The following is a 19949-nucleotide window of genomic DNA, read 5'->3' on the forward strand; positions in this document are numbered from 1 at the left end:
ATTTTCGTTAAAGGAAAAATTCGAGGCAGGCACAAATGAGGATTTGCCCACAGAAATCAATATTGTCGGTCTAACAGAGGAATGATTGGAAAAGAATACGCGCGTACAGTCCTGCTACCGGTGGTGAAAGTACGTTATTAAGTGTATGAGGGTTTATTTCTTTATATGTATAGGGTATATTGTAGGTTTGGCTCCAAGGAAGTTCAAGCGTTACCACAATCTTATCTAAGTCAAATATGGGTAACTCGTGTTTTACCAGACTTGCGTAAAATTGGCTGGTCTCTTCTTCGCAGCAGTCTTCATCGGAAGACTTATTGTGATCATGGGATTTATCTACAGGTGGTATATCTTCATGATCGTGAACATGGTGGTTATGAGGTTCTTCAATTGCTACCCCATGATCATGGTGTCCATTGTCTTGGTGTGTGTGAGCGTTATTAATGACACCAAAGTCGCATAAAAAATCACATATAAAGACAACAGAAAAAACAGCTAGCACGCATGTTGCTAGTTTCTGTCGGTTGCCATGTAATATTTTCATAAACATAATAGTGTCACTCTGCTACATAAGATGCTACAAATGACCTACATCAAGATAATTATAACAATGATTTTTATCAACCATTTGCATGATATTTAAACAATGGGCATGTACTATCCCAAGGAAATATCTTGGGTTTAAGAATAAATTGAAGCAAAACATAGAACTGAATGTCTGTTCTACAAAAAATCCGGAGCTAAAGTTCTAATCTCCATTAGGATCGAGTCTGCTTTTTCTACATCTTCATTTTGTAGCAGTAAATAATTGAAATACAAATGACCAACCTCAATGTATGAAAGTTCTTGCGCAGGCATGTTTACGAGATATGGATCTTTATTTGGGAGTACCTTCCTAAGGTTATGATAAAGTTGCGCTTGCATTGGCCCAGTCAGAAAGGTTGCCTTTCCAGCGTTCGCTTGCTGGGTGGCAATTGGTGCCATGAATTCGATTGTTCGTTTATCGTCTGTATTTATCGGTGCATTTTCTATGGTGGAACGAATGGCTTCAATATTGCCCAGATAAAAAAGTCCTGCCATATGAAGTGATGTATTTTTTTCATCACTCAATACATTTTCTATATTTTTTAAAAGCACCTCATTTCTAAGCCTGGTATTTGTCCTTTGACCTATCAGGGCAATGCTTGGTTTTTCACTTGAAAAGTCTGCACGCCAAAACGTGGTGGTTGGGAAAACCTTGCTGAAGGTTGCCACTATTGATTCAAAACTTTCCTGAGTGAGCTGATATAAGGGAAGCCATTGTGCAAACAGACCACCTGAATCCAGCTTACTCCTGACCATCTGAAAGTGCTCCAGGGTGTACAGACTTCCCGTTCCACTATGCCAGGGAGAGAACAAATCACCAATGATCACATCATATTTCTCCTTTGTTCCCAATAGGTGATTGCGCGCGTCATCATGTATGATTTTCACCCGATGATCGGTATACAGGTCATTGGTCCAGGCTGAAAAAAAGTTCTTTGATGCAGGAATCACATCTGCCACAATTTCAGCTACATCTACGTGTTTAACGTCATGGTTCAATGCAGCTCCGGCGGTAATCCCCGTACCCATCCCGAGGAAAAGTACCTGTTCGGGTTCTGGATGAATGAGCAACGGTACGTTGGCTTGCATCTGCTCCACCAGTGTTGACTGAGCATCGCCGAGGATGTACGTATTGTTCAATCTCATGTCTATATTGTTGTCAGATTTTACCACAGAAACTATACCATCGACAGACTGCCAGACTCCCAACAACTGCTCTGAGTCCGATAACCGAACTACCTGTGGAGAGCTGAAAAACAAGACCGCAACGGTGGCAAAAGCTGACACGGTGATCTTTCTTGAAGAGTAGCCAATCCCGGAAGACTTAAGAAAGTAGAAAAGCAGAACACCATATCCTATGGCAATTACTTTAATGGAGATCCATACGCCAACCACTTCTATAAGCACAAACCCTAACAATATGGGGCCAACTGCACTCCCGAGTGAATTGAGAAAAACCATTCTGCCAATGAATGTTCCCGGTACCAGATTAAATATGGAGTTTGATTTGATGAGGTATGGAAATAAGGTGCCGAGTATAATGGCTGGAATGCCTATCACCCCCAGACTAAGAAAAAATATTGAAATCAGATAATCTGTCCATGCAGCAGTCATCCCAACATAAGAGAGACCATTGGTCATAAAGTCAAAAACCCAGGGCGTACTACCAACTAAAAGTGTTGAAAATAGCAGTAGAAAGAATATGATGTTTTGAATTTTAAAGGATCGTTTCACCAGGTAATGAGCAAAGGCCCCACCTATTGCCAGGGACAAAAGGAATACTACTAAAACAATCGAAAATGAATATACTGAGTTTTGCAAAACCTGTGTAAACATCTTGATCCATGCCGTTTCGGCGGCCAGAGCAAGCATTCCTGAGCCAAACGCTATTATATGAAACTGTGTAATGCTCAAGACTGAAGTTGTCTTTGGGTTAGCTTGTGATGGTTGCTTAGTGGATGGCGGAGCTACCGTATATAAGTCGAGAGAAATAGCCATGATGCCTATGATACCGGCCAGGCAAATAGATACGATGTAGGTGTTTTGAACCCCCAATTGGATGAACAAAAAAAAGCCGGCCAAAAAAGTACCCACCGCTGCGCCGAGGGTATTTAGTGTGTAGAGTAAAGTGCCTTTCGAAGCTAAATGCGTTCTGCCAATAAACTGTGATAAAACCGGAAAAGTACCCCCCATTAGTACCGTAGGTACGAATAGAACAAGCAAGGAAAAGAAGAATTTGATGAGGGTAAGCAAAGATCTGCTGTCCCCTGCCAGCAATACCACATCTGAATAGATGTCTTCATAAAATTTCAGTCCTGGTATCAACAAAAGGGCCGATAATGCTATACCCAACTCTAGCAATCCATAAAGCCTGAGAGGACGTATCACCTTTGAGGATCTGCTACCCCAATATTTTCCACCTAAGGCCAGCCCGAGAAAAAAAGAAGCTAGGGTAGCTGCAGCGGCATAGGAAGCATTACCAAAAACAAGCCCAAGTTTGTACATCCACACTACCTGCATTACCAAACCTGCCATTCCCGAGAAAAAAAACAGGAGTCCAATGGGTCTGTGTGAAAGGGAGTTGAGGATTACTTTTTTTTCCATTCTTAAGTAAAAATTAAAACAAAAGGGGTCATTAAGACCCCTTAAGCTTCATTTAAAATGTTAAACCTACTATAAATGAAAAACTATGGGTTAGTATCAAGGCAACCAACATAGTTTGGATTATTTGCCTCAGACTGAGGAACCGGGAAAACTACATTGGAATCATACGATCCACCTTTAAAGTAGTCACCCGTTGGAAAAACATCTGAGACAGACCTGCCATAGACCCTAACCAACCGACGTAAATCACCCTGTCTATGAGCCGTACTGTACAACCAAAAAGCTCGTTCTGCAAAATGATAGTTTAGTAATTGATTCTGGGTCATGCCAGACAGGTCTTCTGGCGGCAATCCGATCGTCGCTCTCAGTGCAGTATGAATGCTCTCAACCGTCGCGTTTTGAGTTGCCTGTGCGGCAGCTTCCGCTTCGATCAGTCTTGCTTCGATACCAGAGGTAAAAACAATAGGATCACTTGCATCATCATATTTAAGTTGATTGTAATATGGCGTAATGTCATCCTGTCCAAACGCTCCATTGTCTTCCCATGGAGTCCGTGGATCATTGCTACTTCTATACATTAACCCATTTCCTCCTTTTCCATCTGCAATGGAAAATTGCCTCCTTACCGTACTCATGATATACACCCCATTTTGCTGCCTTAGACTATTTTCAGAGTGTTCTACATTGTACACAAAATCATCAGGCACTGATGAAACTTCGTCGGCTGCATCAGAGATTTGACCCAAGCCTAATAAAGCCCTGGCTTTGCCCACTCTCGCGAGATACTCAAGGTCAGAACCAGGTGTGGCATCAGCAATGGCATCATCAAACCAATTAATGGCAGCCTGAAACATTTGATCTGTTGTTTGGGGCTCCCCCAATATCAGATCACCACCATCTGCAGGTGCTTTGCTAAATGAGATCCCTGAACAATAGGTTTCAGCAAAAAGGATATAAACATACCCTACTACACTTTCCATCTCACTTTTGGTGTTATCAAATCCACCAAAAGTATTAATAAGGTCAACTGTAGCTTCAGCTGATGCCCTGGCGCGATGAAGGTTTCCATATATCCTGTCAATATCAAAATTAACATTTTGAACAATTCTGGTATCTGCCTCTCTTCTGGTTGGAAATGTCCCGCTATAGTCATATTCATCTGCCATAAGACCACTCATGATAATAAGTCCTGTAGTCGCTCCGTGTCCAGCCGCCGAACCACTAATGGCGACTGCAAGATCTCCTAAAGAGCCTGCCCTTAACGTTGCAATCCCGGCCTCACTATTCAAATTGTCCGGTGTAACAATATCAGGATCTGTTACCTCCAGCATGGAATCGCATGACGATATACCAAAAATCAGCATAGTCAGTAGCCCAATTAACCCAAGGCTATTTCTAATCGCTCGTTTCATTTTGTTGCTTTTATAATTAGTCATAATAGTATCATTTAGATTAATTAAAATGTCAGATTGAGGCGAGCCTTCCACATCCTTACGGGAGGCTGGCTTAGGAATTCTTCCGTCGTGAAGTTGGCTTGTCCAACGGAGCTTATTTCAGGATCTAATCCCGAATAGTCTGTCCATACTCCAAGGTTTTGACCAGATAGCGTAAGACTCGCCCGACTTAACCCTGCATTGCTAATAAGGGTCTTCGGTAGACTATAGGTAAGTGAAATTTCTCTTAGTCTCCAAAAAGACGCATCCTCAATATATCCGGCATTTGTACCTAAAAATTTAGAAGCAACTGCCCTGGCCTGACTTGCCAATGAGGCATTTGGATCATTTAATTCATCGGTATTGTTGTTTCCGTTTCGCCAGGATCCTGTGTTGTTATAAAGTTTCTGTCCTCCACGGAAATTGAGTAAGCCCCTCAACTCCAATTGTCCATCCAAAAATTTAAGTGAAGGCATAAATGAGACGTCTGTAGTAGCGAACGGGGAACCCAAATAAACAGCTTCTGCCCCTGCTTGAACTTCACTTTGGGCTATAAACCCATCTCCATTGGCATCATTGAATGTGTAAGGCTCATCCCAATAACCTCCCAGCGGATAACCCTCAACATGACGTTGCTGTCCAAAGATTACTGGTTCAATTCCCTCTCCAAGCTCCTTCAATTCATTGTCCAAAAATGCGCCTACAAAATTTAAGTCGAAAGCTGTTTTCCCTACTTCAAATATTCTGGCATTCAGTGACACTTCTAACCCCTTATTCTGAACGGATCCAAGGTTTTCAAATCGGCCTGTTCCAACTCCTAATGATTGTGGAAGTTGTCTAAAAATAAGTGCATCAGATGTTTGCTTATTAAAATAAGTTACTTCAAGGTCCACTCGATTAGAAATAAGCCCGGCATCAAATCCAAACTCAATCTCCCTAGATCTTTCGGGCCTTAAGTCTTCATTACCCACGCTTCCAAACGTAACACCTGTCACATCACTTCCTCCATCTACAGTGGCAGCTATAGGATTGAAAAATCTTAGTGCATCGTTTGTACCTGGTTGTACACCCGAGGCTCCCCAAGCCCCTCTCAGCCTAAGTGAACTCACTATATTGTTACTGACATTGAAGAAAGACTCATCAGAAAGAACCCACGAAACACTTACCTTCGGGTAAACAACCGCATCCAGTGCTGAGCCAAACGAACTACCTCTGTCTGAACGAATAGCACCTGTAACAAACAGTCGCTCATTAAAACTTACCTGCTCTTCGATAAAAACACCGGCAGTTCTTTGTTCAATAGTTTCCTCGGTACTAAAAGTCGTGGCTGCACCGGCAATGGAGCTACTACCCGCAACCAATTGAAGTCCGGTACTTAATGTCCCTTGGGATAGATTTCCAAGGTATTGAAATCCAACAGAGGATCTTAAGCCGACACTAGATGACAGCTTATTCGTATAGGTGGCCACCGCATCAAGGGTGTACACAAACTCATTAAACCTGTTTGAAAATCGAGCTCCTTCATCATAGTTAAGAAAATCCGGAGCTTTACCGGTCGGAAAAAACTGGGTATCCCATCGATTAGTGTAGTCAATACCCCCTGCAAGTCTTACTCTTAAGTTTTCAACTTTTGTCCACTCTAAGTTAAGGCCTGTAGTGTATCGATTAATCCTTTGTCTGGTATCTATGGTAAATAATTCTGCCGGCGTAAATTCACCCCATCCATCATTGACTTCCGGATCAGCTGTACCATTGAGACCTTGTGCCATAAGGGCCAATGAAAAGTTATCATTTAGTGGAAGTTCCAGGTCGCTATTGGTGTATCCGCTAGTGAAATTTGCCTGCAAGCTTTCGGTAATTTTGGCACCAAAGTTTGCACGAAAATTCATCCTTTTGATATTATTTACCGGAAGTACCCCCTCATTGTCACTTACGTTACCTGAAAGGTAATAGGTCAGGGCATCACTACCCCCTGAGACACTGGCACCAAATCCAAACAACTGTCCTTTTCTGAACGGAGATGTTTCTGAATCATTTAATGGCTGGTAAGATTCTACTCTTGTAGGAACAAAACTACCTTCCGCTGCTTCAAAATTAAACCCCGGATTGCCGCTTGCATCATAAGCCTGATAGTTGGCAGGGTAGTTCCCTACATCCTCTACAAAACCTCTTTCCGTGTAGGCTGTCCATCGCGGTTTGCCTTTTTTTCCTTTCTTGGTTGTGATCCTTATCACCCCATTGGCAGCTATTGATCCGTATAGTGTAGCGGCAGATGGGCCTTTTATTACCTCAATAGACTCAATATCCTCCGGATTGATATCATTCAATCTGGAAGGCGACTGACCTCCGGTTTCAAAAGATATGGAGTTGGGCTGGTTGTTAATTAACACTCCATCAATGTAAATAACTGGTTCATTGGACAATGAGGCACTATTTGATCCCCTAACCCTTATTCTTGAACCCATTCCCACTGATCCGCCACTTCCGAAGATTTGAACACCGGATGCTTGTCCTTGTAACAAGTCAGACACGTTGCTTATTGGTCTTACTTTGACATCCTCATCCACATCAAGTCGCGCAATGCTATTTCCAATTTCGACCTTTCTTCGTACCCCTGTAGCTGTCACTACCACCTCTTGAAGGTTACTCACATCTTCGTTTAAAACGATGTTGTAATTTTGCTGATTACCAACTGCAACTTCTACTGTTTCAAAACCCAGATAGCTGATTACCAATGTCTCCCCCTCTTCGGCCTCAAGACTAAAGTTTCCATCTATATCCGTTGTTGTACCATTGGTTGTACCTTTTATAACAACTGTTGCGCCGGGAAGGCCATTGCCCTCACTGTCAGTGACTCTTCCACTAACCGGAATCAACTCTATCACAAAAACTCCAACTTCAGACTTTTTCTTTGCTCGCTGTACGTGGATGTTATTATCTATTCGTTTGAAATTCAATGCCTTTTGCTGTGAAAGCAACGTTAAAGCATCCAACAATGACCCATTTTCAATATGGACGCTGACTTTTGATTTTAAGTCAACCTTGCTGTCATTGTAAGAAAAAGAAAATCCTGTTTTCTCATTTAGAAAATTGAACACTTCCTTCAATTCAACGTTATCACTTGAAATTGAAAGCGGAATCTCTTTTAAACTAACCTGGCCATTAGCTTTTTCTGCATAGACTGTCATGCTAAGAAGACAGTTTACGAGTAAAGCATAAAACATGGTCTTTGACATTTCTATCGTTTGTTTTAGTATATACTTGTTCATACTTTTAATTATTGGTAAAACATAGTTTTTATCAATGCTCAGGGTTTTTGAGGTAGACTATCTTTTGTTTGCAGACGGAGATGTATGCCTCAATCCCATTTTTGGTTCGTCATCCTTATTGGATGACGAACTCCTTTTTAACTTGTATCATATGCATCCATCACGTTAGGGTTTTAAGGTTAATATTATGATATTGTCTTTATTCTTTTTATAAGAAAATTCGGAGGTATAGCTCCAACCATCCAATACTTTTGTTAGCGATTTATTGTCATAGCTGGCAGAATACAGCCCTGCTGCTTCGTGACCAAAATCTGCCTGAATAGTTACGTCATACCACCTTTCTATTTTCTCTTTCACCTGATCAAAGGTGTCATTTTCAAAAGTGAGTATTCCGTCCTTCCAACCAACATGACTGGTTAGGTTATTGATTTTGTCCGCTTTAAACCGGTTATTCTTTTTTTCATACCTGAGAAGGTCATAGGGTCTAAGCTGGTAAGAATCACCCATGGAATGTGATACCTTTACATTACCGCTAACAACCACTATACTTGCTTCCCCTTCATCTTCAAAGGATCTAATATTGAAAGAGGTACCTAAAACAGTAGTCTTTAATTCCTTTGTCCAAATAACGAATGGTTTTGACTGATTCTCGGCTACATCAAAATAAGCTTCGCCGGTCAAATAAACTTTTCTTTCACTATGCCCAAAAAGTGAATCAATGATTAATTCACTTTCCGCATTCAGATGAATTTTAGTGCCGTCTGGCAGAATGGATATGGATTTTTGCCCGCGTGGGTTTTCTTTGGTTACTATTACCCTTTTTTCCTTGGCAGGAGATGGTTCTACAGCATTAAATGGACGTAATATCAAGGTGAATGCAACAATCAATGCTACTGTGGCAGCTACAGGAAGCATAATCTTCTTCCACCTAAAACCAGATCGAGGTGTCCCTTTAATTATATTTTCTAAGGTCTCTAAATATTCGTCTGAGGTTAGAGGTTCTGATTTCGCATACGAAATAGATAAAACAAGCGATCTGGCATCTGAAATAACCTGACGTTGGCCAGGGTTTGAGATAATGTATTCATTCCAAAATAGAGAAGATTCTTCATTTGGGTGCTTCACCCAAGCAACAAAAAAATCATCTGTAACAAAATCAACTACGCTGTAGTCACGGTATTTCATTGGTTTTCATGCGTTTCTACCTATCTAGTAGAATAAACCAAATGAAAGTGTCCATTTTTTGAAGAAAAAAAATTCTTACTTCAACTATTTAATGAAAAAAAGAACATTATTCCGAATTATTTACAAACACTAAATGAATATATGGCGCATAGAATGCAGTGCTCTCCCAACTAACTTTCTGGCAGAGCTTTTGTCACTCACATTCATAATGTCTTTGATCTCTTCAAACGTGAACCCTTCATAGTAGTAAAGAATGATAGCTTGTCTTTGCTTTTCAGATAGCTGATTAAGAGCCTTGGTTAATCTTCCACGTTGGATCTTGGTATTTTCTTCATCAATAAGCCTAACATCACTGGTCAGGCTTATAGCCCAGTTGGCAGGAGGGTCATTCGACGGTTCAAACGATTTTAGTTGCGTTTCTTTTTTGAGAATGGACATAAGCGTCCGATGCAAGGCCTTGTACAGGTATGGCTTAATCTTTTCCACACGTTGTTCTTTACCTTGCCTTTGCTTCAGGTACAAGAAAAGGTCCTGAATTGCATCCAGAACGATGGCCCTGGATGCAAACTGGACACCAAATGTAAATAACCGGTGGACATATTCGTTATAGATATACACGAATGCTTCATCATCTCCGGCACAATAGGCTTGCCAAATTTCTTCATCTTTTCTATCAGAAAATCTCTGCTTGCTCTTTTTCAAAGATGGAGCTTTGTGTACATCTAAAGGATATATTTTTTTCTCGCCCATTTGATCGGTTATTTATGCAAATGATTCATCAATGTGAACTACTCATCCCCCGGGAAGAAGAGTGTGTCTTCATGATTTTCCATTGGTCGTTTTCAAACTTCAAAACCGATGTAGCTACTCCTTTACGCTCAATTACCTGGCCCTCAGGTTCATCCGATTTCACCACGATTTTAAAGGTATAAGTCTCCGTAGTAAAGGCATACGGCATATCAATTTTCACTTTGATTTTATGATCATTGAAGTCAAATGACTCAAAAGCTTCTAACTCTGGTGCCAGATGATGATCTAAATAGTGCGAAAATGAACCTTCCGAACCACCCGATTCAAATACTTCAGAGTCTTTCAGGAAGAGTTCATTTAAACCTTCCACGCTTAGTGCTTCTATACCATTCTTGTATGTAGTTATTACTTCTTTCACCTTCGTTTCTTCTTCCGACAAGTTCACATTTCCGTACTGGTCAGTGGAAGTATTGCAAGCGCTAAGAATGAATGTAATAAGCACTGCAGGTAGTATTATTTTTTTTTGAAATTTCATGTTTGTTTTTGGTTGATATGATTGGGCAAACTGCATTTCTATAGCTTCCCAAAATCATAGGTTAATTCATAATTGATTTAAAACTCATTCGTCTTCAAGGGGTACAGTTTCTATTGATTTGATCAGGATTTCACCTGTTCCGTCTAGCATGATACCTACGTATCCATTTTTCATCTTGTCCCCATGACCATGAGTTACTGTCTTATTTCCGATGTATCCTTTATAGTGGGTTCCGGCAGCTGACACACGAAGGTTGATCCAATCCTCATCCGATTCGAATTCTGACTCGTCAAAAACCATTTCATCTCCCTGCACGATCCTTCCCAGCTTCATATTGTTTCCATTTACCGCCACAAATTCATGATTGTGGGCATTACTGGCATGGTGTATCAGTTTATAGGTTCCCTGAAAGGAGCTGGCATTTAAACTGACAGCCATTCCGATATTTCCATACGACTGATGAAATACAAACGCCACTGGTTGACCGTTTGCAGTTAATTTCAAGACATTGTCGCTTGCAACCTCTGTTACTTCAGGGGCTATATTTTCCATCGCCCCGGCTATGAAGTGAAAGTCAGATCGGATGAGCTCCTCGCCGTTACCGGATGGTGTCCATGTTTTTCCTTCACCTTCATCCATAGATGCCTCACCATGACTACCATGATCATGACCCCCTGATGCTTCACCATGGTCATGACCATCCTCACTTTCGGTCATTTCAGAATGATCGTGTCCGGATTCTTCCTCTTCAGATTTTTTCCCACCTGAGCAGGCCGCAACACCCAACATTAGCATGAAGAGGATAGCGGAATAAATTGTTGATTTCAGTTCTTTCATTTTTTATATTATTTGAATTGTTCAATAATTATTTTTTTGTTCCCACGCCGTATTTGTAAACCAGCTTTCCCCCAAGGTCCGCTGTTTTAGCCACCATGCCCATTCCGACCAGTCCCAATATCAGCAGGCCAATCGCCATCAATTTTTTGGTATCCAGGCTTTTCCAATAGAGGAATCCTCGCAAAACAGCATATCCTGCAAAAAAGTAAAGCGTGTAATGCCCCCAATCTGAGTGCTGGCTGGCTGTGACTTCTCCCTGAAATGGGACGGAAACCATATCGATGGCCTGGTCCCCAGAGAGATACGCAGCAAAAGCACTGACAGCAGCCAAAGCATACAAACTCATCGCTCCATTTCGTGTCCAGGTGCTCTTTTTGATGACAAAAACCACATCAAACAGCAAAGCAACTGCCCATAGAGCAATAGGAAAGTGAATAATCAATGGATGGATATTTGGCATCCATTCCGGTAAAAGCGCTTCCATTTTATTCAATGGTTTCTTTTACACTTCCACACGACGGCATTTTATCACCAAAATATGGATTTGCAATTTTAGCATCATTTGATAGCCATGAAGCACCCGCATTGTCATTGGCCATGGGGCAATAATCCACGTAAATAGCTCCCATGGTTAATTTGGAGTTTTTTACCAACTCGATCATTTCAGCACTCAACATGGCAAACATCTTTCGCTTATCTTCAATGCTTTTGGCTTCTGAAACCATTTTTGCGCCAGTGAATGCTTTGTTGCCATTTTTCACCTCTTGGAGGGCAAGGACGAGCTGTGCTGCCGCATCATTTGATTTCAAAACGTCTGACGCAAAAAGGGCGTCTTTCAATGCTGTATACTTCAGGTATGCTTCACCCATCTCCTGGCTCTTAAACATTGGGCCCATTTGATCTGTATTTTTTTTAGTTTCATTGCCATGGCTTCCATGGCTATGCTGTGCGAAAGTCCCCCAACTGCTTACAGTCAGAAAGACCAATAGAATTGATTTTTTCATTGGAATATTATTTTACGGTTGAAAAGATTAAAGGGAAAATATGAAAAGGCTTACCTTTTGTCCCAACGTTTTAAAAAAGGTATGATACACAACGTTCTTATAGTTGTGGATTACTAAAGCCTTGCACGTAAAAGTGACCTTATATAAAGGTATTATATCCGGAAGACCTGGAATAAAATAAGGATAGAAGCCTGCCGGGGAGGCGGCCTATCTATTTCGTATAATAGAGTGGTTAATTCTTTATAGCTATTGGTAAATTGAGCAATAAAATGCTCAACCTGATTGAGTTGAAAATTGGAAAACGAAACTTGTAATTCTTTAACAAGAATTTTGGCATCATATACGACTTGGGCGGTAAAATCATCACAGCATTCCTCTCCTTCTGATGCTGAATGGTCATGACTATGGGCATCATGACCATGGTCATGTGAATGGTGGCCTTCTGAATGGCTCTTTTCTTCATGAGTGTAATTGTGGTCAAACCCTGCGACATCACCCAGATTACAGACAAAATAAACCAGAAAGGCACCCAAATAGGTACTAAGCAGGGAAAAGGAGAAAATACGATTTTTTAAAGTTCCCACTTTGGATTCAATTCTACTTATTAAAGGTAAGTAGGATCACTCAATATTCAAAACCCTTCTTGTTTTGAAAAAACAACGGATTCTTTACAGCATACTGAGAACACTGGTGAAAAAAATAAAACCTAATAAACTGAAAGAGGTTTCCCATAAAGATCGGGAAACCTCACTCAACCTAATGACTAAAAGTCTGCCCTCACACCAAAATTGATCATTCTTGGAGCTCCGGGCCTAAGGCCGGCAGGACGGGCAGCCACTGCATATTTATTATCAAAAACATTGCTTACCGAAATATTGGCTGAAAGAAATTTATTGATAATAACATTGGCTGAAAGATCAAAAACCATGAACCCGTCTATGCGCTCACCGGGAACTGTGTCCTCAGCACCCGGAACAGTACCAATATCACCCTGATATTTGGTATTAAAAAATAAGGATGCTCGTTTATGCTGGATGCCCACGTTGACATATACCTGATGATTAGCAATATAGGGCAGCTGATCTCCTTTATTAACCATTCCCCAGGGTTCAAGTTCAGATTCAAAACTCTTACTAAAATAAGCATCCGTATACGTATATGCAGCTACCACCGGCAATGAAATAGTGCTACTTGTATTTACCGCATCAAACCCAACTTGAAACTCCAAACCCCTAGTTATGGCCGTTCCTGCATTAAACGCATCTCCTGAACCTATGCCACCTGCGGCAGCAATATCCCTGCCAAGTAAGCTTTGGTAATCTGTATAAAACAACACTGCTGATCCTTCCACTTTACTATTGGTTTTCCTGATCCCCAGTTCATAGTTCGTACTCAACTCCGGGTCAGTATCATCTGAGCTGCCAGCCGGAGCAAACCCTCTGTGCACACCGCTGAACAAATTGAGTTGGTCGGATAACTGATAATTTACACCTACACCGGGCAACCAAACACTGAAGCTATTTGATCTTGTCAGTAGATCACTACCAGTTCTCTCCACATCATTTTTCCCATAGTCTTTCCTGCTCACAGTTATATTCTCATAACGGATACCCGGAGTAAAACTCCATCGGTTAACATCTAGTTGATAGAGTATATAGCTAGCAAAAGCTTTTGCAAATTCTACTCTATTTGCTTGTGTACCGTGTGTTCCAGGCTGTATTAGCTTCATCGTGCCATCGTTTATGGCATAAAGGTCTTCCCATTGATAGCGGTCCTCTTCGTCCTCATGCCATCTACCACTTACATGAATATCATGCGAAACGTTCCCCGTTTCAAATTCATAATCCACTACTGTCTGAACCCCTTGAGCATAATATTCACGATTGTTAGCCCTTAGATTTAAGCTAGCCGTATCAGCGGTACTTTGGCCCCTTAGCAGTTGGTATGCGGCTGGGAAGGTTTCCGGATTATCAAGTACAGAGGAGAGGGACGGGCCATCAACGATACCCTGCAATTTGTACCAGTTTCTTGCAAAATCATTTCGATAGGCAGTAGTTACAATATTGACACCACCGGGCATTTCTATGTAATGCTGAAGTGAAAACCTGGACTGCTCAGCATCCATATTGTCCAACTGTGAGGCCGCATATCGCTGATACGGATTGTCATCAAAGTCTGATGCAGTTAACCCCAGGTAGGTTTCGTTGGCGTCTTCAAATGTTTGGCCCACGGTCACATTCAAAGACTGATACACCTTAGCATCCGTTTTGGTATTAACCCCTACCTTTATTTGATAGTCTTTCTTATCGAACCCGGTATCATCTCCATTTTCAAGTTCTTTAAACCCATCTGCACCGTATTGAAAAGTCTCGACAAGAAAGTCCACCTGCTCTGATTTGGTGCCTACGTAAGCGTGTAAGTTTTTGTATCCATAGCTCCCGCTTGTCAATTGAAATTTGCTTGCAAACCGATTTGGAATCGGGGTGGACATTAAGTTGATGGCCCCACCTGTTGTAAACGGACCAAACCGGATCTGGCTGGCACCTTTGAGCACTTCCACACTATTCATACGGCCCATAGTGGGGAAATAATAAGCAGAGGGTGATGAGTAAGGTGCCGGTGCAGCCAATATCCCGTCTTCCATAATGGTAATGCGAGCGCTTCTTTCCAGGCTGGAGCCCCTAAGACCTATGTTAGGTCTTAGGCCAAAACCATCTTCTTCCTGGACGTTTACACCGGGCACCATTTTCATGATGTCATTCACGTTGGTGTAGTTATAGTTTTTCAGCTCTACAGCAGAAATGTATTGTACTGATCCAGGGATTTCCTTTAACCCAACTCTCCCGAGCGTGAGGCTTTGGCTTTCTATGACTAATTGAGGCAAGACGAGTATGTTTTCCTCTAGTTCTATGTTATCACCTGTACCAACTTTATCAATAGCTATCGTCAGCGAATTAAAGCCTATGCAGGAAATAGTAATTTCCTCAGAAGTGGCCGGAGCATATTCGATTTTGAAATACCCCTGTCCATCAGTCCTGGTACCTATTTGGGTATTTTCAACACTTACATTTGCATGAGGAATGCCTTTGCTTGTTCCCTTTTCAGTAACTCTACCTTCGATTGTTTTGGTTTGAGCAAAAGAGTAGACTGATATTATCATTAATAAGAATGTATATATGCCTCGCATTGACTTGAATTGTTATTTATAATTATTCTTAATAGTACAAAGTACAGACTTTAGTTATTATCCTACAATAGCCATTGCTAGTGAATTTTGAATGCTCCGATTCATTATTACTAGTGAGAGAAATGGGCATTAAGCCCCTGTTAACTCCCTGGATGATCTGCTCAAATGGTTGATAACGTTTTCCAGCTATTTCTAATCTCCAGTGCTATCATTCCAAGGTTTTCATTTTCCACAGCTTCCATAGACAAAAGCGGACATAGGCTACATCAATATGATTTAGCTTCCTGTTTTACGATCACGTTGCAAAGGAGCATTAACCAGATAAAGTCTTCAGCCCTGAGAGCCTGTGTGCATACGATGGATTCCAGGATGTGGCAGAGGTTGAAATCCACATCTAGTTCTCTTTAGAGTAGCTCTTACACCATTTCAGTGAGAATGCCAAAACCTTCATCTATAAGGACATCAATTTCTATTACCGATGGAATCTTTGATTAAAAATTCATCCAAGGTTGGTGTAAGATCAGGCTGAATTTTTACTGTCGCTTTCATGATTTTCTGACCTTAAAAAATTTGAATTCTCTTTTGTTATATGAAACTCCAAAAAGAAGAAATCCGGATAGTACAGTGATCAGCCCGAGGATTGAAAACGCCTTGAGTAACCCATTACCAAAATCATCCCTGGTTTCATAATCCATGGTGTGCATCATCCAGAGCCAATCAAATGCTCTCCAGGTGTTGTGTCTGATGCGCTCAAACTGTCCAGTGACAGCATCCACATACACAACCGGGTCTCCCTCATAATCAAATGCAATGGCCCATACCGGAAGGTGGCGTTCCCTATATTCATGATGATCATCTACTTCTGCCAATAATTGAGCTTCTTTTATTTCCGCTTTGAATGTGATATAGGACTTGGCAATTTCTTTCGCCTCGTCTTCAGTGAATTGCGGTTTTACTTGCCCCGTTTTTGCGGAGAATAACCTGTATTCCCCTGTCATCAATTGGAGCTGATAATAGGGTTCACCAAGTGCCTCCACTAGTTCGATTTTGGCTATTGACTTCAAGGGTTGCGTACTATTTATCTTAATGAGTATGCTATCCGGAGCGATTAGACCAGATGTGGGAGAGAAGCCTTTTTTTCCATCACCAAGTGCTCTCCATGTATCTTATCAATATCATTCCAACTAAAGTAGAGCCCGCCAAGTGTCCAAAATAAAAATTGAATGCCTAGAAATAAACCTAAATACCGATGTGCTTTTCTGATGTAGTAGTTGGTGTTGCGCTTCATTATTTTTTCTTTGTTCCCACGTAATAACTGAACGACCCGATACGTGTATTGATAAAACCAGTCTCCTTTACATCGGTAAAGCCAGCCTTCCGTATATATTCAGGCAGTAATCCTTTTACATTGGGAGTAGTCGTTTTGAAACCGTCCAGTAACTGTACAATATAAAAGGAAATGCGCATCCATCGGTTCTTTGCCTTGCCCCAATCCCCAACGATGAGCCTGCCGTCTGGCTTCAAAACACGGTGTATCTCTTTTAAGCTTTCCAGTTTGGCTTGCTCATTCAACTGATGATAGACCAGGCAACTGTAGACTTTGTCGAAAGTATGGTCTTCATAAGGAAAGGCCGATCCTCCATATAGTTGAAGATCCATTTGAATGTCTTTTCCCTTCAATTTTGAGTTAGCGATCTCTTTTACTTTGGGGTCAATATCTAATCCATGGAAATGTGACTGAGGTGACTTTTGAGTTGCTAGTACTAGGTTAGTCCCTGTTCCATAGCCAAATTCAAGAATTTTTTCATTAGGCTGAGGATCAATCCTTTCGATAAGCAGATTCCTAAATTTCTTCTCCGGCATGGTGAGTTTGATAGTGTAATCATAAAGCCCAGTAAGGAAATTAAAACCTAATGCCGGAATAAATTCCTTTTCTTTTTTATACTTTTTCTTCATGTTCGAAATTTTGATTTTGGTATGTGCCGCTCTATCGACCATGGTTAAGATCCTGCACCTTTTTCTTGTTTGTATTTGGTGTAGGTTTCCTCTGACTCGAAGTAAAAAACCTCGCCTGTGGCTTTTGATTTTAATACAATGAATGCATCTGCTTTGTCCACCGGCTGTCCGGTATATGGGTCAGTCCCATACCTCACAGACTCCAAGTTATTTAACTTGTCTACACACATCTCACAGCATCCGTAATATATCTTTCCCTCCACAGGTACCTCTATCTGATTTACTCCCATGTAGGCGTCATTTACCATGCACACTTTGTTGTTTGGTAATTGTTCATCTATGGATACCCATGTAGTTGGGGAAGTATTGTTCCATATGTTATAGGCAATTATACTTAGGACTACCATACCAAAGAAGGCTAGCACTATGATTGACTGTTTGTCCAATTTAACCTCTTTCTCTTTTTGTTTTAAACGTTTTGCTCGCTTCATAACAGGTGTCTTTTGTCCTGTCTAAGGGGGTGCTTGTAAACCATATTCTTTCTGGTCTATTTGAAGCATCCCCTAATCAGGATTTTAAATATTCTAGTGAGAGATGGATTCATGGTCGCCCATCAAGCCATCCATTAACTCGTGATCTTCGGCATGATGACCGTCCTGATCATCGTGTCCGTTCATCCCATTTGAACCCATATGCATACCATCAGTATCGTGATGATGGTCATCATGTCCATTTTCGTGCGAATAGTTTTCATGATGTTCTTCATAAAGGTTTTGAAAATGGTGAAACAGTGAGTCATGCAAATGAATGCCATCCAAATCGTCATCCTGAACAGATATTTTGAAGGCTTCATTCTCATTGACTGCATTTGTGTAGGCCTCCCTCAAGCCGTTCAGTGATTCCAAATCTGCTTGAGAAAGTCCGTTGTGCATATCGTCATCATTGCAGGAATAGAGGCCAATGGCCAAGCCCAACAATACTGTCGCTATAATTTTTGTGGCTTTCATGGTTATAGGTATTTAGTTGATAATTTCTTTAGTGCTGCCACAAGAGAGCATATTGCCACTGAAATAAGGATTTCGTATTTCTTTTGTATCGCTTAGCCAATAAGCTCCCTGATTGTTAAGTGCCATAGGGCAGTACTGGTAATACACTGAAGCCCCTATTATGCCAAAGGTTTTGATGCTTTTAAATAATGCCTGGTTAAAAGAATCGTAAGCAGCTTTTTGATCTTTGGTATCTTTAGATTCTGTCATTTTATCCAAAGCTGTATTCATCACCTTCAGATTCATCATCCATTCCATGTGCGCTTCGGAGCTCTTGAGTAAGCCCATGTCTATCTTTCCTAATGTCGCCTTTACCTGTAAGCCGCTATTGGAAATGCCTTCCACTTCACCGGTTAAAAAACTGTCTGCCAACTCAAACGAGGTATTGTAAACCTCTGTAAGCTGTTTCTTAAAATCATTGCTTACATCATAGGACATTGTCTTCCCTTCTTCCATTTTCATTCCTGAATGCATGGAATGATCCATTTTAGAGCCTTCTTTTTTGTCATTTGATCCATGATTATGCTGCGCATTGGCAGCCCCCAATGCTACAAAGAGGGCTACTATCATTATTAATTGCTTTTTCATATTATCTTGTATTTTTCTATATTATTGATTTTAGTTTCCATCTCCTCCCGTATCCACTATCACTGGTAGGCCATCTTTGCCCATAGGGATGAAGAAAAATTTGGTATTAGGGCTGTTCGTTAGCTTATCCTGTACCTCCAATGCCTTATACTGAAGGTATTTTTGGGTGAGCCCTGCATCTATGATCTGCTGGGCATCTCGCTGGCCTTTTGCTAAAATGCGTTGAATCTCTGCCTGCTTCTCCGCAATTTTTATTTCATAGTCTTTTTGCTGGATGTCCTGCTCAACTGCCAGTTTTCTATCTACAGCTGAAGTAACAACCTGTGGATATTTAATATGGTCGATGGTTACATTATCGATCTCAAGGTGTTTGCCCTCTATTTTAGTGACCAACTGTCTGAAAATTTCCTTTTCAATATCCGGGCTCTTTGGCGAGACTACTTTGTAATCGTAACTCGCGAAAATATTTCTAGTAAGGCTCACAAATTCAGGTCTTACTACGTTCTTATAATAGTTCTGACCAACCTCTAATTCTAATTGAGCCAGCTCAGCCTCAATCGGTCTTAAAGTAACTGAGACAGTGATTGGGATATGGAGTTCATCCTTGGTGAGAACAGCCACATTCTCTGTGTAAGTTTGCCACTGCACACTATAACGCACGACCCCATTCCAGGGCATATGCCACACAATACCATCTTTATATACTTGCTCCGTTTTCAATCCATTTCCATACGGACTCCATTTCATAGCGTGTGTACCAGGTTTTACCACTGAGCAGCCAATTGCGAAAAGAGCAATCACTGCTATACTTAAAATGCTGAATTTACTTTTCATTGTTTTGATGTTTAATTATTCCTTGATAAATCAAAACGTGAATGGAATCATGTGTATTTAAGTTATTTGGGTTATAATTTAAGAAATCAGGGTTCCCATTATTTGCCCATTACATCGGCTATTGCAAGGCTTATTACCA

At 41.0% G+C, this 19949-nt stretch carries 19 protein-coding genes; all 19 read right to left on the minus strand.

Annotation, left to right across the window (positions count from 1 at the left end):
* Nucleotides 1–70: 70 nt before the first annotated feature.
* The 19 genes from ACQK2H_RS13905 to ACQK2H_RS13995 all read right to left on the minus strand — a co-directional run bounded on the left by ACQK2H_RS13905 (nt 71) and on the right by ACQK2H_RS13995 (nt 19810).
* Nucleotides 71–541: a hypothetical protein gene (locus ACQK2H_RS13905; protein ID WP_425391989.1), complete on the minus strand. Its 471-nt coding sequence runs from the start codon at nt 539–541 to the stop codon at nt 71–73.
* A gap of 179 nt (nt 542–720) precedes the next feature.
* Nucleotides 721–3186 (minus strand): fused MFS/spermidine synthase, encoded by a 2466-nt coding sequence (locus ACQK2H_RS13910; protein ID WP_425391990.1) that lies wholly within the window; start codon nt 3184–3186, stop codon nt 721–723.
* An 83-nt stretch (nt 3187–3269) separates the two neighbouring features.
* Entirely contained in the window at nt 3270–4598 is a 1329-nt protein-coding gene (locus ACQK2H_RS13915; RefSeq protein ID WP_425391991.1) for a hypothetical protein, read from the minus strand.
* Between the two features lie 44 nt (nt 4599–4642).
* A complete protein-coding gene (locus tag ACQK2H_RS13920; protein WP_425391992.1) occupies nt 4643–7888 on the minus strand; it encodes a SusC/RagA family TonB-linked outer membrane protein in 3246 nt (1081 codons plus the stop codon).
* Between the two features lie 165 nt (nt 7889–8053).
* The gene (locus ACQK2H_RS13925; protein WP_425391993.1) at nt 8054–9073 is read right to left on the minus strand and encodes a FecR family protein; all 1020 of its coding nucleotides are present in this window, start codon (nt 9071–9073) and stop codon (nt 8054–8056) included.
* 129 nt (nt 9074–9202) lie between these two features.
* Nucleotides 9203–9823, minus strand: coding sequence for an RNA polymerase sigma factor (locus ACQK2H_RS13930; RefSeq protein WP_350222552.1), 621 nt, complete (start codon nt 9821–9823; stop codon nt 9203–9205).
* A gap of 28 nt (nt 9824–9851) precedes the next feature.
* Nucleotides 9852–10358: a nuclear transport factor 2 family protein gene (locus ACQK2H_RS13935; protein ID WP_350204896.1), complete on the minus strand. Its 507-nt coding sequence runs from the start codon at nt 10356–10358 to the stop codon at nt 9852–9854.
* Between the two features lie 84 nt (nt 10359–10442).
* The gene (locus ACQK2H_RS13940) at nt 10443–11195 is read right to left on the minus strand and encodes a hypothetical protein (protein WP_350204895.1); all 753 of its coding nucleotides are present in this window, start codon (nt 11193–11195) and stop codon (nt 10443–10445) included.
* Between the two features lie 28 nt (nt 11196–11223).
* Entirely contained in the window at nt 11224–11679 is a 456-nt protein-coding gene (locus ACQK2H_RS13945) for a DUF2231 domain-containing protein (RefSeq protein WP_350204894.1), read from the minus strand.
* A 1-nt stretch (nt 11680) separates the two neighbouring features.
* The gene (locus ACQK2H_RS13950; RefSeq protein ID WP_350113910.1) at nt 11681–12199 is read right to left on the minus strand and encodes a DUF3347 domain-containing protein; all 519 of its coding nucleotides are present in this window, start codon (nt 12197–12199) and stop codon (nt 11681–11683) included.
* Nucleotides 12200–12351: 152 nt separating this feature from the next.
* The gene (locus ACQK2H_RS13955) at nt 12352–12783 is read right to left on the minus strand and encodes a hypothetical protein (RefSeq protein WP_350204893.1); all 432 of its coding nucleotides are present in this window, start codon (nt 12781–12783) and stop codon (nt 12352–12354) included.
* A 179-nt stretch (nt 12784–12962) separates the two neighbouring features.
* Nucleotides 12963–15359, minus strand: a complete 2397-nt coding sequence (locus ACQK2H_RS13960; RefSeq protein WP_425391994.1) for a TonB-dependent receptor domain-containing protein — start codon at nt 15357–15359, stop codon at nt 12963–12965.
* A gap of 572 nt (nt 15360–15931) precedes the next feature.
* Nucleotides 15932–16450: a PepSY domain-containing protein gene (locus tag ACQK2H_RS13965; RefSeq protein WP_425391995.1), complete on the minus strand. Its 519-nt coding sequence runs from the start codon at nt 16448–16450 to the stop codon at nt 15932–15934.
* A 44-nt stretch (nt 16451–16494) separates the two neighbouring features.
* Nucleotides 16495–16674, minus strand: a complete 180-nt coding sequence (locus tag ACQK2H_RS13970; protein ID WP_425391996.1) for a hypothetical protein — start codon at nt 16672–16674, stop codon at nt 16495–16497.
* Complete coding sequence (locus ACQK2H_RS13975) at nt 16674–17342, minus strand: class I SAM-dependent methyltransferase (protein ID WP_425391997.1); 669 nt, start codon at nt 17340–17342, stop codon at nt 16674–16676. Before ACQK2H_RS13975 ends, ACQK2H_RS13970 begins: the two co-directional genes overlap by 1 nt.
* 44 nt (nt 17343–17386) lie before the next feature.
* Nucleotides 17387–17833, minus strand: coding sequence for a hypothetical protein (locus ACQK2H_RS13980; RefSeq protein ID WP_350206087.1), 447 nt, complete (start codon nt 17831–17833; stop codon nt 17387–17389).
* A gap of 93 nt (nt 17834–17926) precedes the next feature.
* A complete protein-coding gene (locus ACQK2H_RS13985) occupies nt 17927–18349 on the minus strand; it encodes a hypothetical protein (RefSeq protein WP_350206088.1) in 423 nt (140 codons plus the stop codon).
* Nucleotides 18350–18361: 12 nt separating this feature from the next.
* Nucleotides 18362–18976: a DUF3347 domain-containing protein gene (locus ACQK2H_RS13990; protein WP_350206089.1), complete on the minus strand. Its 615-nt coding sequence runs from the start codon at nt 18974–18976 to the stop codon at nt 18362–18364.
* 30 nt (nt 18977–19006) lie between these two features.
* Entirely contained in the window at nt 19007–19810 is an 804-nt protein-coding gene (locus tag ACQK2H_RS13995; protein ID WP_350206090.1) for a prohibitin family protein, read from the minus strand.
* Nucleotides 19811–19949 lie beyond the last annotated feature (139 nt).

The sequence above is a fragment of the Ekhidna sp. genome (assembly GCF_965228795.1).
In the GTDB taxonomy this organism is placed as follows: domain Bacteria; phylum Bacteroidota; class Bacteroidia; order Cytophagales; family Cyclobacteriaceae; genus Ekhidna.

Coding starts and splice junctions, on each gene's coding strand:
- ACQK2H_RS13905 (WP_425391989.1), bottom strand. CDS start 541: ATGAAAATATTACATGGCAACCGACAGAAACTAGCAACATGCGTGCTA.
- ACQK2H_RS13910 (WP_425391990.1), bottom strand. CDS start 3,186: ATGGAAAAAAAAGTAATCCTCAACTCCCTTTCACACAGACCCATTGGA.
- ACQK2H_RS13915 (WP_425391991.1), bottom strand. CDS start 4,598: ATGAAACGAGCGATTAGAAATAGCCTTGGGTTAATTGGGCTACTGACT.
- ACQK2H_RS13920 (WP_425391992.1), bottom strand. CDS start 7,888: ATGAACAAGTATATACTAAAACAAACGATAGAAATGTCAAAGACCATG.
- ACQK2H_RS13925 (WP_425391993.1), bottom strand. CDS start 9,073: ATGAAATACCGTGACTACAGCGTAGTTGATTTTGTTACAGATGATTTT.
- ACQK2H_RS13930 (WP_350222552.1), bottom strand. CDS start 9,823: ATGGGCGAGAAAAAAATATATCCTTTAGATGTACACAAAGCTCCATCT.
- ACQK2H_RS13935 (WP_350204896.1), bottom strand. CDS start 10,358: ATGAAATTTCAAAAAAAAATAATACTACCTGCAGTGCTTATTACATTC.
- ACQK2H_RS13940 (WP_350204895.1), bottom strand. CDS start 11,195: ATGAAAGAACTGAAATCAACAATTTATTCCGCTATCCTCTTCATGCTA.
- ACQK2H_RS13945 (WP_350204894.1), bottom strand. CDS start 11,679: ATGGAAGCGCTTTTACCGGAATGGATGCCAAATATCCATCCATTGATT.
- ACQK2H_RS13950 (WP_350113910.1), bottom strand. CDS start 12,199: ATGAAAAAATCAATTCTATTGGTCTTTCTGACTGTAAGCAGTTGGGGG.
- ACQK2H_RS13960 (WP_425391994.1), bottom strand. CDS start 15,359: ATGATAATATCAGTCTACTCTTTTGCTCAAACCAAAACAATCGAAGGT.
- ACQK2H_RS13970 (WP_425391996.1), bottom strand. CDS start 16,674: ATGAAGCGCAACACCAACTACTACATCAGAAAAGCACATCGGTATTTA.
- ACQK2H_RS13975 (WP_425391997.1), bottom strand. CDS start 17,342: ATGAAGAAAAAGTATAAAAAAGAAAAGGAATTTATTCCGGCATTAGGT.
- ACQK2H_RS13980 (WP_350206087.1), bottom strand. CDS start 17,833: ATGAAGCGAGCAAAACGTTTAAAACAAAAAGAGAAAGAGGTTAAATTG.
- ACQK2H_RS13985 (WP_350206088.1), bottom strand. CDS start 18,349: ATGAAAGCCACAAAAATTATAGCGACAGTATTGTTGGGCTTGGCCATT.
- ACQK2H_RS13990 (WP_350206089.1), bottom strand. CDS start 18,976: ATGAAAAAGCAATTAATAATGATAGTAGCCCTCTTTGTAGCATTGGGG.
- ACQK2H_RS13995 (WP_350206090.1), bottom strand. CDS start 19,810: ATGAAAAGTAAATTCAGCATTTTAAGTATAGCAGTGATTGCTCTTTTC.